Annotated in this window: 15 protein-coding genes; 14 read left to right on the top strand and 1 reads right to left on the bottom strand. The window is 29.7% G+C overall.

Translation table 11 applies throughout. The annotated features are described in order from the left end of the window. The first annotated feature begins 148 nt into the window (after positions 1 to 148). From B3W71_RS02315 to B3W71_RS02265, 11 genes are all read left to right on the top strand, one after another. Entirely contained in the window at positions 149 to 1,108 is a 960-nt protein-coding gene (locus B3W71_RS02315) for a serine hydrolase (RefSeq protein WP_346887313.1), read from the top strand. Positions 1,109 to 1,330: 222 nt separating this feature from the next. Then, the gene (gene nadA, locus B3W71_RS02310; protein WP_346887312.1) at positions 1,331 to 2,239 is read left to right on the top strand and encodes a quinolinate synthase NadA; all 909 of its coding nucleotides are present in this window, start codon (positions 1,331 to 1,333) and stop codon (positions 2,237 to 2,239) included. Between the two features lies 1 nt (position 2,240). Then, positions 2,241 to 3,563 (top strand): L-aspartate oxidase, encoded by a 1,323-nt coding sequence (locus tag B3W71_RS02305; protein WP_346887311.1) that lies wholly within the window; start codon positions 2,241 to 2,243, stop codon positions 3,561 to 3,563. Continuing rightward, positions 3,541 to 4,380, top strand: a complete 840-nt coding sequence (nadC, locus tag B3W71_RS02300) for a carboxylating nicotinate-nucleotide diphosphorylase (protein WP_346887361.1) — start codon at positions 3,541 to 3,543, stop codon at positions 4,378 to 4,380. The genes B3W71_RS02305 and nadC overlap by 23 nt, the downstream gene beginning before the upstream one ends. A gap of 172 nt (positions 4,381 to 4,552) precedes the next feature. Continuing rightward, the gene (locus tag B3W71_RS02295; protein WP_346887310.1) at positions 4,553 to 5,239 is read left to right on the top strand and encodes a pseudouridine synthase; all 687 of its coding nucleotides are present in this window, start codon (positions 4,553 to 4,555) and stop codon (positions 5,237 to 5,239) included. A gap of 119 nt (positions 5,240 to 5,358) precedes the next feature. After that, positions 5,359 to 5,655: a zinc-ribbon domain-containing protein gene (locus B3W71_RS02290; protein ID WP_346887309.1), complete on the top strand. Its 297-nt coding sequence runs from the start codon at positions 5,359 to 5,361 to the stop codon at positions 5,653 to 5,655. A gap of 15 nt (positions 5,656 to 5,670) precedes the next feature. Continuing rightward, positions 5,671 to 6,027 carry a DUF2085 domain-containing protein gene (locus B3W71_RS02285; RefSeq protein WP_346887308.1) on the top strand — a complete coding sequence of 119 codons (357 nt, stop codon included), beginning with the start codon at positions 5,671 to 5,673 and terminating at the stop codon, positions 6,025 to 6,027. A 127-nt stretch (positions 6,028 to 6,154) separates the two neighbouring features. Continuing rightward, complete coding sequence (locus B3W71_RS02280; RefSeq protein ID WP_346887307.1) at positions 6,155 to 7,960, top strand: FUSC family protein; 1,806 nt, start codon at positions 6,155 to 6,157, stop codon at positions 7,958 to 7,960. Between the two features lie 61 nt (positions 7,961 to 8,021). After that, a complete protein-coding gene (msrA, locus tag B3W71_RS02275) occupies positions 8,022 to 8,495 on the top strand; it encodes a peptide-methionine (S)-S-oxide reductase MsrA (protein ID WP_346887306.1) in 474 nt (157 codons plus the stop codon). Positions 8,496 to 8,601: 106 nt separating this feature from the next. Beyond that, positions 8,602 to 9,165, top strand: coding sequence for an NUDIX hydrolase (locus tag B3W71_RS02270; RefSeq protein ID WP_346887305.1), 564 nt, complete (start codon positions 8,602 to 8,604; stop codon positions 9,163 to 9,165). Between the two features lie 220 nt (positions 9,166 to 9,385). Further along, complete coding sequence (locus B3W71_RS02265) at positions 9,386 to 10,090, top strand: TraX family protein (protein WP_346887304.1); 705 nt, start codon at positions 9,386 to 9,388, stop codon at positions 10,088 to 10,090. A gap of 155 nt (positions 10,091 to 10,245) precedes the next feature. Here the strand turns inward: B3W71_RS02265 and B3W71_RS02260 are convergent, their stop codons facing one another. Beyond that, positions 10,246 to 11,592 (bottom strand): aminotransferase class V-fold PLP-dependent enzyme, encoded by a 1,347-nt coding sequence (locus B3W71_RS02260; protein ID WP_346887303.1) that lies wholly within the window; start codon positions 11,590 to 11,592, stop codon positions 10,246 to 10,248. A gap of 147 nt (positions 11,593 to 11,739) precedes the next feature. Here B3W71_RS02260 and B3W71_RS02255 point away from each other — a divergent pair, with 147 nt between their 5' ends. Genes B3W71_RS02255 through nifU form a run of 3 tightly spaced genes read left to right on the top strand, consistent with a single transcriptional unit; the run spans position 11,740 to position 13,812 of the window. Then, a complete protein-coding gene (locus tag B3W71_RS02255; protein ID WP_346887302.1) occupies positions 11,740 to 12,180 on the top strand; it encodes an Rrf2 family transcriptional regulator in 441 nt (146 codons plus the stop codon). Continuing rightward, positions 12,173 to 13,381 (top strand): cysteine desulfurase NifS, encoded by a 1,209-nt coding sequence (gene nifS, locus B3W71_RS02250; RefSeq protein ID WP_346887301.1) that lies wholly within the window; start codon positions 12,173 to 12,175, stop codon positions 13,379 to 13,381. Before B3W71_RS02255 ends, nifS begins: the two co-directional genes overlap by 8 nt. Before the next feature lie 2 nt (positions 13,382 to 13,383). After that, a complete protein-coding gene (gene nifU / locus B3W71_RS02245) occupies positions 13,384 to 13,812 on the top strand; it encodes a Fe-S cluster assembly scaffold protein NifU (RefSeq protein WP_346887300.1) in 429 nt (142 codons plus the stop codon). The last annotated feature ends 1 nt before the right edge of the window (position 13,813 follow it).

Genomic DNA, 13,813 nt, shown 5'->3' with positions numbered 1-13,813 from the left:
GGAGTATAATTTTACTTTTTGCTTGCTGGAAAGATGTTGAGAATATGAATAGATAATTCTGAAGAAGTTTTAGTGTTTAAATTTATAAAACAATTATTATTAGCAATAAAATCAAAAGATATAAGCAAGAAGGGAGGTTTTGGGAAGAGTGAATGCTAATGTATTCATCTTCCTAAAAATCGTTATGAGAAAGATAGATTTAACAAGCTACCTAGAAGCTACAAAAGATTTAGATATATTTAGTATTGTAGTACTTCAACATGGTAAAAAAGTTGGAGAGTATCATAGGGAGCTAGAAAGAGTAAGACCACAATATTCAGTTACAAAAAGTTTTACTTCTACAGCTTTGGGAATTGCAGTGGATGAAGGTCTTTTATCATTAGAAGATAGAGTTATAGAATTCTTTCCTGAGGATATTCCAGAATGTCCATCAGATAATCTTAAAAATTTAAGAGTTAAACATCTTTTAAAAATGGCCGTAGGTCATGATAATGGATATTTAATGGCAGATGGTAGCTTTGGAACTACACCTAGGGGAGAGCTTTTAGAGGGAAATTGGGTAAAGTATTGTTTAAATCAACATTTTCCATATAAACCTGGAGAAAAATTTATCTATAATAATGCAGCAGCATATTTATCTGGAGTTATTGTACAAAAATTAAGTGGAGAACTTTTAGAGGATTATCTAATGCCTAGGCTTTTTGAGCCTTTAGGTATTAGTAAGCCTACTTGGGAAAAATGCCCTAGAGGATACAACTTTGGAGCTGGAGGGCTTGAACTAAAGGTGTCGGATTTAAGTAAATTTGGTCAGTTGTATTTACAAAAGGGAAATTGGGAAGGAACACAGTTATTATCAGAAGAGTGGGTTAAAGAGGCTACCTCAAAGCAGATTGATACTGATAATAGAGGTGATTGGGGCCAAGGTTATGGATACCAGTTTTGGATGGGAGAGCATAATTCATATAGAGCTGATGGTAAGTATGGTCAGTACTGTATAGTTTTAGAAAATGAAGATACTGTTATAGCAATAAACTCTCATGCAGCCCATGTTAGAAGAATCTTAGAAAATCTTTGGGTAGAGATTTGGCCGCAACTCATTAGAAAATAGGATTTAATTTAAATAGTTGATTTTTATAGACATTATTTGAATTAAAGGTTATTAAGGATTACTAAGAAATTTTATTTTTAGTAGTCCTTATTTTGTTTTGAGGTAAAAATTACTTAATAAGCCTTCACAAATATAACATTACATATTGTTGACAAGTTGTAAGTTAATGCTATACTAGGTGTATATACACATGTAAAGTCATATAGTGGAGGTGTGTAAACTTTGAATTTAAAAGAAGAAATATTAAAGTTAAAGAAAGAAAAAAATGCTTTAATTTTAGCTCATCTTTATGAGAGAGAAGAAATACAGGAAGTTGCAGATGTAGTAGGTGACTCATATTTTTTAAGTAAAAAAGCTAAGGAAAGCAATAAAGATATGACAATATTTTGTGGAGTTAAGTTCATGGCTGAGAGTGCTAAAATATTATCACCATATAAAAAGATATTAATTCCGGTGGATGATACAACATGTCCAATGGCTGATATGGCTACAATAGATAAACTTAAAGCTATGAAGTTAAAAAATCCAAAGGCAAAGGTAGTAACATATATAAACTCTAATGGAGATATTAAAGCTTTATCTGATGTATGTGTGACTTCCTCTTCTGCTAAAGAAATTTTAAATAACATAGAGGAAGAAGAAGTAATATTTCTTCCAGATAGAAATTTGGGGAGTTATCTACAGGAAAATACACCAAATAAGAAATTTATATTATATGATGGTTTTTGTCCTGTTCATGAAAGAATAGAAGCAGAAGAGGTTTTAAAATTAAAACATAAGTATCCCAAATTTAAAGTCTTAGTTCATCCTGAATGTTCTAAGAAGGTAAGAGATTTAGGTGACTTTATAGGAAGCACTTCTGGACTTATAGAGTATAGTACTAAGGATGAATCAGAAGGATTCATAGTAGTAACAGAAGAAGGCGTTCTTTACCAAATGAAACTAAAGAGTCCAAGTAAAACTTTTATACCTATAGAAAGTGGAATGATTTGTCCCAACATGAAAAAAATATCACTTAGAGATTTATATAATTGTTTACTTAAGGAGGAGTTTGAAGTACATATTGAAGAGGAATTAAGAGTAAAGGCTCATAAATCTTTAGAAAATATGCATCTTCTATCTAATAGATAAAATGAATAGGAAGTATGATGTATTAATTATAGGGACAGGCATTGCAGGACTTTATACTGCTTGTAATTTAAATAGTAAGTTAAAGATCTTAATAATAACCAAAAATAAATTAAGAGATTGTAATAGCTATTTAGCACAAGGTGGTATATCTACCTTAAGAAATATTGAGGACACAGATGTATTTATAGAGGATACTTTAAAGGCTGGAAATTATAAAAATAAAGTGGAAGCTGTAACTCAATTAGTTAAAAATTCTACTGATAATGTTAACAGATTATTAGAATTAGGAGTTAATCTTGATAAAGATTCAAAAGGGTTAAACTATACTAGAGAAGGTGGACATAGTAAGTTTAGAATAGTACACTCTAAAGATGAAACTGGTAAAGAAGTAATAGAAAAATTAATAAGTTATGTGTTTAGTAAAGGAAATATAACTTTATTAGAAGAAGCTAAGCTTCTAGATATAATTCAATATAAAAATATATGTATTGGTGGTATTATAGAATACAATAATGAAATTATAACTACTAATGCTAGGATTACAGTATTAGCAACTGGTGGGATTGGAGGAATATTTAATTCAACCACTAAATTTGAAACTATTACAGGAGATGGACTTAGTATTGCATTAAAGCATGGTATCCCTATAAAAGATATATCTTATCTTCAGCTTCATCCTACTGTTTTATATGAGGAGAATGTAAGAGGAAGAAAGCTACTCTTATCTGAATCACTTAGAGGTGAAGGTGGTAGAATAAAAAATATATATGGAGAAGAATTTGTAAATCCACTATTACCTAGGGATATAGTTTCAAGAGAAATTCTCAAAGAGATATATAAAACACCACAAACTCCATACGCATTCTTAGATATAACTAGTAAGCCTAAAGAATTTTTAATTAATAGATTTCCTTATATTTATGATCAATGTTTGAAACGTGGTTATAATATGGATAAAGACTTAGTACCAATTGCTCCAGCTCATCATTACTGTATGGGAGGGATTCAGGTAGATTTAAAAGCGAGGACATCTATGAAGAATTTATATGCAGTGGGAGAGGTTAGTTGTACTGGAGTTCATGGTAGTAACAGATTAGCAAGCAACTCTTTGCTAGAAGGATTAGTTTTTAGCAAAAAGGCAGCAGAACATATTAATTTAATTGTAAATGAGGAAGAAGATAAATTAAAGGGGGAGCTAGTTGAAAGAATAAATTTTAAAGAAATGAATAAAATTAGAATTACTAATAAGAAATATCAGCACAAATTTATTAATTATTTAAAGGAAAAGGTAAATGTTGAATATGTTAAACTTTTTAATTGTTGATGATATTATTAAAGAGGCTTTAAAGGAAGATTGTCCCTATGGTGATGTAACTGTATCAACTATAATATCTCCAAAAGAGAGAGCAAAGGTAGACTTAATAGCTAAGGAAGATGGTATAATTTGTGGATTAGAAGTTTTTAAAAGAGTTTTTCACATTTTAGGAGATGTTGAAGTTAAACTTTTTATAGAGGATGGATATAAAGTTAAAAATACTATGGTGATTGGGGAAGTTATAGGTAATGCAGGAAATATATTAATAGGGGAAAGATTAGCTCTTAATTTACTTCAAAGGATGAGTGGTATTGCTACTCTAACTAATAAATACGTAAGAAAGCTAGATGGATTAAAAACAAAAATACTTGATACAAGGAAAACTACACCTAACTTAAGAATTCTTGAGAAATATGCAGTTAGGATAGGAGGAGGAGTAAATCATAGGTTTTCTTTATCCGATGGAATACTTATTAAAGATAACCATATAGGCTATGCAGGAGGAATAAAAGAAGCTATTGAACTATCAAGAAGAAATTCTTCTTTTATAAGAAAGATAGAAGTAGAAGCTGAAACTAGAGAACAAGTTCTTGAAGCACTAGAAGCAGGAGCTGATATAATTATGCTTGATAACATGAGTCCAGATTTAGCAAAGGATATGGTTAAACTAATAGATGGACGAGCAGTAGCAGAATGTTCGGGAAATATAACATTAGATACTGTTTTAGAGTATGGAAAAACTGGGGTAGACTATATTTCATCTGGAGAATTAACTCATTCAGTAAAGGCTCTTGATATATCTTTAAAGAACTTTAGAAAAATATAAAGAAAATAAAATAATAATGATATAATCTTCTTAAAAAGCTATCTTAAAATAAGTTAAGTTTCATAAATCTTAATAATTATTTTAAGATAGCTTAATTTTCTTTATTTTATAATAAGTTGAGTTAAGAAATAAAACTAAATAAATATCAATAGAATAGTTGAAAGGATAAATTATGAGAATTAATAAATTATTTAGTAACCTTGGAATTTGTTCAAGAAGAGAGACTAATAGACTTATAGAAGAAGGTAGGGTGAAGGTAAATGGAGTTCTTTCTATTCCAGGCCAATGGGTAGAGAGTGAGGATGAAATTTTAATTGATGATAAGCCTATTATGGCAAAGAAAAAAATTTATATAGCCTTTAACAAGCCTGTAGGAATTACATGTACCTCAGCTAGTGAAGTGAAGGATAACATAATTGATTTTATAAATTATGAAGAATATATATTTCCTGTGGGAAGATTAGATAAGAAATCTCATGGATTAATTCTTATGACTAATGATGGTGATTTAGCTAATAAAATATTGAACTCTGATAATTATCATGAAAAAGAATATGTAGTAACTGTAGATAAACCTATTGATAATAATTTTATAAATCACATGTCCACAGGAGTATATATTCTGGGAGAAAAGACAAGACCATGCAAAGTTATAAAAATAGATGAATATATCTTTAAAATTATATTAACTCAAGGATTAAATAGACAGATTAGACGAATGAGCAAAGCCTTAGGATATAATGTAATAGAGCTGGAAAGAATAAGGATTTGCTCTATAAATGTAGAAGGAATATATCTAGGTAAGTGGAGACATCTTAGTGAGGAAGAAGTTAGACAATTAATACTCTATGGTAACTAATTTAATAATTAGATTAAGCATTACATTAAAAACTTTTATTGCAATGTTGATAAAAAATTTATATAATGTTAATAGAAAATGAACGAATGAAAGATATATGAGATACTGGGGGGAAAAAAATGTATTGTAAGAATTGTGGAAAAGAAATAGATAATAATGCAGAAATATGTCCATTATGTGGAGTGAGAGTAAAGGAAGCTATACTGGAAAAGGTAGATAACCCATCACACTTCGCTGGAGTTGCGTCATGCTGTTTTCCTATAGTAGGAATAATTTTATATTTCTTATGGAAAGATGAAAAGCCTAAGTCAGCTAAGACTGTTTGCTACTGGATGATAGGCGGAATAGTGGCTTGGGTATTGTTTTATTTTATCTGTATTGCTATAGGATTTGCGTCAGAATCAATATACTATTAAAATTAAATGAAAACTATGGATAAGGTACTATATTACATGTTTTTATGTCATAGAATGCCTGAAAGATCTTTTTTTCATAAAGGAAGGCAATTTCCTATATGTGCAAGATGTACTGGGATACTAGTAGGATATTTATTCGGAATTATATATGCTATACTGTCTAAAAAAATGCATATTTTATTTGAACTTTCACTTTTAATTCCCATAACCATTGATGGATTTGGACAATTGCATGGATATTGGATAAGCAATAATGCAAGAAGATTATTAACAGGAATTCTTGCTGGAATTGCTACAATAGGATTTTTTAGAATTGCTATGGTTCTAGGACTTAACACTGGAAGATACATATTTGAATTAATTATGAAATAGAAAGACATCCTAAAATTTTAGGATGTCTTTCTGTTTATGTAAAAACAGCTAATATAAAGAATACGTAAGTTAAATTAGCTAATAATAAGTAGATAATCTAATTATTTATAGTAAGGATGTTGGCTTTATGTATGATAAATTGGTAAAGAAATTTAATATAAATACATACTCTATGCTAAAACATGGCTCTGTGGCTGTAATAACTCTATTTGGAGTGGGTATATTATTTGGAGTTAAAAATATGATGATAGCATTTCCAATAGCTCTAACATCAAAGGTTATGGGAAGACAAAACTTTCAGGTTAAAACCTTTAGCAAAGCTATTAAAATAATTCTTGTTGATTTAATTATTGTTTTAACGGCCTATCTTTCATCTATTAATATTTGGTGGGGAATACCTATAAACTTTTTCGCTATTTTTCTTATAATGTATACCATAGTGTCGCCCTATGATTTAACCTTTTATAAGCCCTTTATAATGCTATATGTATTTACCCAATATACTCAGGTATCACTAGGAGAGCTTCCCTTTAGGGTTTTAGCTGTGATCTTTGGGGTTTTGATAGTTGTAGGCTTAAGTTTTATAAATAGAGTAAATGAAAGGTCTACTCTAGGAAAGAGTGTACAGGAAGCTTTCACTCTAATAGATAATCAATTTGAAAATATATTAATTGGAGAGTATGATAATACCATAGAAGATAAATGCTCAAAAATTATGAGGGACATAGCTTATAAGGTTTATGTAACAAGGCATAGAAAATACTTAACTACTAACCTAGGAAAAGTCCAGTTTAAGATATTTATTAATGTAGAATATTTTAATTTATACATGATTAATATATATAAATATGTAAAGGATTCAATTATTTCTAAGGTTTATGTAGAAGATTTAAAAGAAATAATAAAAGATATAATAGAGCTATGTAAAGATAACTTAGACATTCAAGTTTTACAAGAAAATATAGAGCTGTTTATAAAAAGATGGGATAAAGATAAGGAGTATCATTTAGAGATATCCTTAATGTTGGAAAGTTTTGTTAATAGTATTAAAGAGCTGAGATCTATAGGAAAAAGAGGTTCTAATAAGGTATATAAAGAGTGGGCTAGGGCTGATATCGATAAAACTAGGGTGACCTTTAAAGAATATTTTAGACCTGATACTATAAGATTTAAATTTGCTATTAGAATGGCTATAACTCTTACTGCAACACTACTTATTGGAGAATTTTTAGGTTTTTATAAAGTGATATGGGCAGTTATAACTATAATGTCTATTATGCAACCCTATTATGAAGATACTATTGAAAAAGCTAGAGATAGAGTTATTGGAAATGTATTAGGTATTTTATTTACAGGGATATTTATTAATGTGGTAGATTCTAGGATAGTTACTTTAGGAATTTTAACTATTTCTCTTTATTTAATTTATGCTTTTAAAGAATACTATAAAATATCACTATTTACTGCTATATCTTCTATATGTATAGCTTCTTTCACTGAAAATATTAATGTACTAGTTTTTTATAGGGTGATATACGTAATTATAGGAGTAGTTATTGTAGTCATGGCTAATAAATTTATATTTCCATATAAATTGAAGGATGGAGTAGAGCAGCTTATAGATAAAATTGCTAGACTAAATAAAAGACTTATAGAAGACAGTATGGAATTTTTACAAAGGAATAAGCGGGTTCATGAAATAAGAGATTTAATTATTCATTCCACTCTTTTATGTCAGAAGCTTTATATGAGAAATCTTCAATATAATGATGAGGAAATTAATAGATTTATAAATATTAATAACAAATATGTAATAGAAGTAGGTTATAAAGTATTAATTGTATATGGTAAAAGTCAAGAGATTAAAAAAGAAAGTATAGAATTTATACTAGAGCTGTACAGAGATTTTAATAATGATATACGTTCTATGTAAATTGTGAATAAAATAAAATTTGTACTTATATTCCAGAAGATTAAAATAAGGAGTTGATAATATGAAAAGAATTGTATTAGGTGGAGGATGCTTTTGGGGTGTAGAAGAATTTTTCTCTAGAATCAATGGGGTAATGAATACCGAAGTGGGATATGCCAATGGTAGAACAGAAAATCCTACCTATGAGGATGTGTGTTATGGCAACACATATTTTGCAGAAGTATGTTTGATAGACTATGATGAAAATATAATTTCTTTAGAAGAAATACTTAATAAATTTTGGTCTATTATAGATCCAACGACACTAAATAGACAAGGAAATGACATAGGAAGTCAATATAGAACAGGCATTTATTACGTTGATAAAGTAGATGAAGAAATTATTATAAAAAGTGTAGATAATCTACAGAAAAATTATATAAAGAAAATAGCCACAGAGATAAAACCTTTAGAGAATTATTATAAAGCAGAAGAGTATCATCAAAGGTATCTAAAGAAAAATCCTAATGGATACTGTCATATACATTTAGATTAATAGAAGGTTCAATACAGTTTTTATAATACTGCTGTATTGAGCCTTTATGCTATTATAATATAAAAGATATAAAAAATAATATAGATAATATAAAGGAGAGATAATCATGGGATGGATCCAAGACATAAAAGATTATATACCCTATAATGAGGAGGAAGCACAAGATAAAAATGTAGCTTTATTAGGCATAGAGCAATTTGATAATCTACTTACTAGAGAAAACCCATTAATTCATACAAGTAGCTCAGGATATATCGTAAATAAGGATAGGACTAAAGTTTTAATGATTCATCATAATATTTATAAAACTTGGTGCTGGACGGGTGGACATGCAGATGGAGAGGCGGATTTACTTCATGTAGCAATAAAGGAAGCTAAAGAAGAAACAGGAGTAGAAAATATAAGAGCGATTACTCCTGAAATACTATCTTTAGATATACTAGAGGTGATAGGACATTTTAAAAGAGGTAAATATGTATCTCCTCATCTTCATTTATCCATTGCTTATTTATTAGAAGCTGATGAAGGTGATGAACTTAAAGTAAAGGAAGATGAAAATAGTGGTGTTGCATGGATTCCTATTAATGAAATTCATAAATATAGTAATGAATCTAATATGATTAAACTATATGAAAAATTTAATGAAAAAATAAAAAATAGAGGATGGTAATACTTTGATTATAAGAGAATTTAATATAGAGGATATGGATGAAGCTACAGGAAGAAAAGAGTTAATGATGGAATGGGAAAAATAATTACTTCACTTGAAAAGTCTATGAAAATTTTATCTTACACTTTTGTAATCTTCATGTAATGTAAATAAATATGAAAAAGCATACTTATTACCTATAATCATAGCAGTAGATAATTTATTTTGGAGGTTAAATTTTATGAGAAAATTAGATTCTTTTACTTTAAAGGTTATAGCTATGATATTTATGCTTATGGATCATATTCTAACTTATATAGGAACTAATGGAGGAGTAAGTATTCCAATATGGTTTGGATATTTTGGGAAGATTGCTGCACCTATATTCTTTTTCTTAATAGTTGAAGGATTTTTCCACACCAGAAGCAAAAATAAGTACATGTTAAGGTTATTTGCTTTTAGCGGAGTAATGCTAGTTGTAGATTATATACTAGGTATTCATAATAATATATTTTTATCTCTTGGACTTTCAGTAGCACTTTTAACATGTATTGATAAAGCTAAGGAGACACGTAAAAATAATGAAAATTATATTATATGGGTAATGGTTTCTGTAATTGCGTTAGTATTAGAGTTGTTTACTGAGGCTTCACTTTATGGCGTTGCAATGACATTAATATTTTACTTCTTAAGAGAAAAAAAGGGTGTTATGGCCTTAGTATATATAATCTCTAGTATTCTTCCTGTATTTTCAGGGCTTGGAAATGGAGAATTATTTTTAGAATCTATATTGGTTTGGGATTATCAATGGATGATGGTGTTTGCTATAATTCCTATACTAATGTATAACGAAAAATTAGGTATTAATAATAAGCTTACTAAATGGATATTTTATTGTTTTTACCCAATACATCTTATAGCAGTAGTACTTATTGGAAGGATATAAAATTTTAAATATGAAACTTTTTAAATATGTAGTTTTAACAGTATTATGTTAGAATACAGATAAATATTAAGGAGGCTTTGCAAAAATATTGCTAATCTAAGATTAGGTCATTTTGCAAAAGCCCATATATTAAAAGTTAATAAATTTTATGGTAGTCAACTATATAAGCTACTTTTAGTTAAGCCATATTTCCTTATATAGTAATTCTTATTAGCTGTAATTTTTTCTATTGCATATAATAATCTATCAATTTCATCTATTGTATTATAAAAGCCAAAGCTAATCCTAACCATACCAGGTTGTATATCTTTAGATACAAGAGTCATCTCTTCTATCATTGAATAAGGGATTTTTAAAAGTCTTTGTAGGTATGGATGAGCACAGAAGCATCCACTTCTTACAGCTATTCCGAATTCAAAAGATAATGTTTTAGCAACTATAGTATGATGCATTCCTTCTATATTAAATGGAATAATACCAACTTTATTTTTAAAGTCACCACAATTACCATATAGTATTACTGAGTCTATAGATTGAAGATTTTTTGTAGCATATATGGCTAAATAGTTTTCATATTCATCTATATTTGACATCCCAATTTTTGAAAGCTCGTTGATAGCAGCACTTAAGGCTATTGATCCAATAACGTTTGGAGAGCCTGCTTCTTCCTTATCAGGGGAGGTCGTCCATATTACTTTATCATGAGATACAAACTTAATAGTACCACCACCAGTATGATCAGGCTCATATTCATTAAAGAAGTCTTTTGGTCCAATTAATACACCACAACCAAATGGGGCATAGATTTTATGTGCTGAAAATGCAACAAAATCAATGGGACCTAAGGGTAGATGAGGGCCTATAGAAAATTTACTATGAGGGATTAGTTGAGCTCCGTCCACTAAAATTTTAGCTCCATAACTGTGGGCTAGATTTGCTATGGTGTATATGGGATTCTTAATGCCAGTTACATTTGAAGCTCCAGTGATTGCAACTAAAGAAATTCTTCCATTATATTTCTCTAATTTAGATCTTAAATCCTTCATATCTAAACAACCGTCTTCATCTATTTCTACATATTTAACTTCAAAATTTTTTCTCCATGGTAAATCGTTAGAATGATGTTCCATAGAAGTGGATAGAATAATTGAACCTTTATCCTGGCTAGCTAATATATTAGCTAGTTTATTTATAGCTTCGGTACAATTCTTTACATATATAACATCCATCATATCACTATAATCATTTACGAAAAATTTCACAATTTCCCTTGAGTTATCATACATGTGAGTGGATAATTGTGATTTATATCCATCTCCCCGATGTATGGATGAATAATAAGGAGAAAATTTTATTACTTCATCAATTACAGATTTTAATGGAGGCGTTGTGGCTGCATTATCGAAATTGATGCCTATGCAGTATGATTTATCTATTAGTGGAACCCTAACATCTAAGCCATAAACTAAATTTCTATATGGGTTATCCTTAAAGTTACTCATTTTTTACCTCCTTAAATAAATAGTTGTTACTATATATTATTAGAAACATATTTTATTGGTGCAGATATAAAAAGAATAGTTGACATAAATACTCTGATTTGATATTATTAAATCATAGTAAAGTACTCAACATTAAGGAATGATTTTATGAAGTTATCAACTAAGGGAAGATACGGAGTTAAGGCTATGGTTGACTTAGCTATTAATTACGGAAAAAGCCCTATATCAATTAAGAGTATTTCAAGTAGACAAAATATTTCAGAATACTATCTTGAACAGTTATTTTCGGGGTTAAGAAAAGCTGAGCTAATAAAAAGTATTAGAGGATCCAGCGGAGGATACATCTTAGCAAAGGATCCAAAGGAAATTACAGTGTATCAGATATTAGAGGTACTGGAAGGTCCCATAGAAATTTCAACTTGCCTAGAAAGTGATGGTTGCAATAATATTGATTGTTGTGCAACTAGAATAGTTTGGAAAAAGATTAAGGACAGCATTGATTCTGTGACAACCTCAATAACTTTACAGGATATTGTAGATGATTATTCTAACATATTGAAGATTAAAGGAGTGAACCTAGATGAATAAGCTAGTTTATATGGATTATGCGGCAACAACACACACAAAACCAGAAGTATTAGAGGAGATGTTACCTTACTTTACGGAGTTTTATGGTAACCCATCATCTATATATTCCATTTCAAGGGAAACTAAAAAGGCAGTAGATAAAGCAAGAAATAGAGTAGCAAAAGCTATTAATGCAGATCCAACAGAAATATATTTTACTGGTGGAGGATCAGAGGCAGATAACTGGGCCATTAAAGGAATAGCTCTTGCTAATAAAAATAAAGGAAATCATATTATAACTACTAAAATAGAGCACCATGCAGTGCTTCACACTTGTGAATATCTTGAGAAGCAAGGATTTGAAGTAACTTATCTAGATGTAGATGAGGAAGGCTCTATTAGATTAGAAGATCTTAAAAATGCTATAAAGCCAACTACTGTATTAGTAACTATTATGACTGCTAATAACGAAATTGGAACCATACAACCTATAAAAGAAATTGGTGAAATATGCAAAGAAAGAAAAGTTTTCTTCCATACAGATGCAGTTCAAGCTATAGGTCATATAGATATGGATGTTAAGGAAATGAACATAGATGCATTATCTCTATCAGGACATAAAATTTATGGACCTAAGGGAGCTGGAGTCCTATACTTAAGAAAAGGTATAAGGATTCATAATTTAGTGCATGGTGGAGCTCAAGAGAGAAATAGAAGAGCTGGAACAGAAAACGTGGCAGGAATTGTAGGTTTAGGCAAAGCTATAGAATTAGCTATAGAAAATCTAAAAGAAGAAAGAGAAAGATTAACTTATTTAAGAGATAAACTTATAAAGGGATTACTTGAAATTCCATATTCTAAACTTAATGGACCTGTAGGAGATAGAAGACTTCCAGGAAACGTAAACATTAGTTTTGAATTCATCGAAGGAGAATCTGTACTTTTAATGCTCGATGCTAAAGGGATATGTGCATCTAGTGGAAGTGCATGTACATCAGGCTCTTTAGACCCATCTCACGTTTTATTAGCTATAGGACTTCCACATGAAGTTGCTCATGGTTCATTAAGACTTTCAATGGGTGCTAAAACAACAGAAGAAGAAGTAGATTATGTAATAGAAACTGTACCTGCAATAGTGCAAAGACTTAGAGATATGTCACCGCTATACGACAGTTTTATAAATGGAAAATGCAAAAGCTTTTTTAATAAGGAGGATAAATAATTATGATATATAGTGAAAAGGTAATGGATCATTTTACAAACCCAAGAAATGTTGGTGAAATAGAAGATGCTAACGGAATTGGAGAAGTTGGAAATGCTAAATGTGGAGATATAATGAGAGTTTACTTAAAGGTTGAAGATAATAAAGTTGTAGACTGTAAATTTAAGACTTTTGGATGTGGATCTGCTATAGCATCTTCAAGTATGGCTACAGAATTAATAAAAGGTAAGAGCTTAGATGAAGCATGGACACTTTCAAATGTAGCTGTAGCAGAAGCTTTAGATGGGCTTCCACCAGTTAAAATGCACTGTTCAGTTCTTGCAGAAGAAGCTATTCATAAAGCTATAAATGATTATAGACAAAAACAAGGATTACAACCTTGGGATTATGAAGAGCATGACGATATACATGACCAAGTTCATGGAGAATAGG

The sequence above is a fragment of the Clostridium sp. UBA1056 genome, assembly GCA_002316385.1.
In the GTDB taxonomy this organism is placed as follows: domain Bacteria; phylum Bacillota; class Clostridia; order Clostridiales; family Clostridiaceae; genus Clostridium_J.
Note: the sequence above shows the minus strand (reverse complement) of the source record. Positions and strands in the feature narration are given on the sequence as shown.